2 protein-coding genes are annotated in these 2,337 nt (G+C 45.4%); both read right to left on the minus strand.

Features of this window, described 5'->3' with window-relative positions:
* Nucleotides 1-46: 46 nt before the first annotated feature.
* Nucleotides 47-409, minus strand: a complete 363-nt coding sequence (locus F6K53_RS37530) for a response regulator (RefSeq protein WP_366511408.1) — start codon at nucleotides 407-409, stop codon at nucleotides 47-49.
* 7 nt (nucleotides 410-416) lie between these two features.
* Nucleotides 417-2,337: ATP-binding protein (locus tag F6K53_RS37535; RefSeq protein ID WP_293084732.1), on the minus strand; the 1,921-nt coding region annotated here is incomplete at its 5' end.

The raw sequence follows: 2,337 nt of genomic DNA on the forward strand, positions 1-2,337 counted from the left end.
AGTAATAGTCTCATGTGTACAACTACAAACGATCAACAATAATGAATCACAACTTCCATTCCAAGAGTTCTGCTATTTGAATAGCCAAAGTTATAGAATTAAAGGGTTTGATAATAACACCAGCAATCCCGATTTTTTTAAACGGGTGTTGCTCTGCTATCTGAGTCTTAGCAGTCAGAAAAATAACGGGAATTGACTGCGTTTTAGAATTTGCTTTTAACTTCGAAAAGGTTGCAATTCCATCCAGATCTGGCATCATTACATCAAGTAAGATTGCGTCTGGCAGTTTAGTTTTAGCCATAGCGATACCTTCCAAGCCTGAAGAAGCTGTTAGTACCTCCCAATCTGTTTCAAGTTCCAGACCGACTTGCACCACTTCCTGGATAGTTTCTTCATCGTCAATTAGCAAGATGCATTTAGTACTCATGGTTATCTTCTTCTTGCTGTTTTAAAGCGGGTAGGGTAAAATAAAAAGTACTGCCTTTACCTAGGGAACTCTCTGCCCAAATTTTGCCGCCGTGTTGCTGGATAATTTTGCGGCAAATCGTTAGCCCCAGACCTGTTCCACCTTTCTTACGGGAATCAGATGAGTCCACTTGCTCGAAGCGCTCGAAGATACTTTCGAGCTGGCTATTCGGGATGCCTTGTCCCTGATCTTTGACTTGAAATGTGACATAGGCAGTTGTGGAGCATCCCAGCTGTTTCTGGTTTTTGGTTCTATTAACCTCGTTATCTGTTATTGCAGAGAGCCAAACTGTGCTATTGGCAGGTGAAAACTTTATTGCGTTGCTTAGTAAATTAGTCAAGGTTTGGACAATATAGTCGGGGTCAGCCCAAACAGAGAAAGAGGTGGACTTGGTTGCCAAGTTAACCCCATGTTCAGTAGCCATTGTTTGCATAGCCTGGACTGCTTTTTTGATCAAGTCAGCTGCATTGCAGGCTTTTTTGTCCATATTCACCTTACCTGACTCAATGCGCTGTAGGTCTAAGACATTATTGACTAAGCGCACCAGGCGATCAGTTTGTTCGTCGGCAATTTCGAGCATTCGCTGTCCTTTGGCAGAGAGCTTACCGAGTTTTCCCGTCGCCAGGATTTTCAGGGAACCGTGAATTGAGGCCAGAGGGGTGCGGAGTTCGTGACTGACCACTGAAATGAACTCGTCCTTCATCCGTTCTATGGCTTTGCGATCGCTAATATCACTTGTTAAAGCAAAAAAACCTTTGACTAAACCCTCCTCCTCGCTGAGATGAGGGATGTAGGTAACGCTGACGGAGTGAGTGCGTCTATCTTTGAGGGTCATTTCATGTTCGTAGGTGACTGTCCGACCTGACAAAGCAGCCTCCACATGCACCCGAATCTGCTGATAGACTTTCTTCCCATGGACTTTCTGAAGGTGAGATCCAGACACCTCTAAAGGGGAAAGTCCCAACCAGGTTTTGTAGGCTTGATTGTTGAAGCGATAGCGCTGTTCCTTGTCAATGTAGGCAATTAAAACAGGCAGTGCATTGGTGATGAGGCGGAGTTGTTCTTCAGAACGACGCAAAGCTTCTTCTGCCTGAAGGCGATCATTGATTTCCTGTTGCAGATTGCTGTTTACTTTCCTCAACTCGGCTGTCCGTTCTGCAACCATCTCTTCCAGATTCTCCAGCAGTTGAGCTTGGGATAGGGCAATGCCTATTTGGTCTGCCAACTGTTGCATCAGTTCAACCTCAAACTCACTCCATGGTCGAGCAGCCTGACACTGATGGGCGATCAGCAAACCCCAAAGTTGATTCTGGGGTTTAACTCGGCGATTTTGGCTGTTTGTGTAGGAGTTTAGGCTTTGTAAGATCGGCACAACGAGTTTGGCTTTGACATGCCATTCATCCAGAAACTCAACTAAGCACTCAGCCAAAGCGGCATCAGGGCTGTGAACATCAGCGTAAGCTTGGGTGCGACCTTGACCATAGAGTTCTCGGTACTCTGCAGGAAAGACTTCTTCGGGAAACTCAACGTCGAGAATTGCCGGATATGTCGGTAAGGTCGCTTCGCTAATGATTTTACCTGTTCCATTGGCAAAAACTTGGTAAATCAGTACTCGATCAGCCCGAAGAATTCTTTGCACCTCTGTAACAGCAGTTTGTAGAATTTCCTTGAGTTGCAAAGATTGGCGAATTTTGAGAGTTACTTCAGAGAATAACTCTACCCGCTGATGTTGGCGTTGGAGTTCCTCTTTTGCTGCTTGTCGGCGCTTGGTAATGTCCCGCAAAATCAACAAGTGATTACCAGGTGACAAGTCTATAACTGATGTATACTCCACTGCTCGTGTCGTGCCATTTGGGCAGAGGAGTTGAACT

The organism is Moorena sp. SIO4A1 (assembly GCF_010672065.1).
Classification (GTDB): domain Bacteria; phylum Cyanobacteriota; class Cyanobacteriia; order Cyanobacteriales; family Coleofasciculaceae; genus Moorena.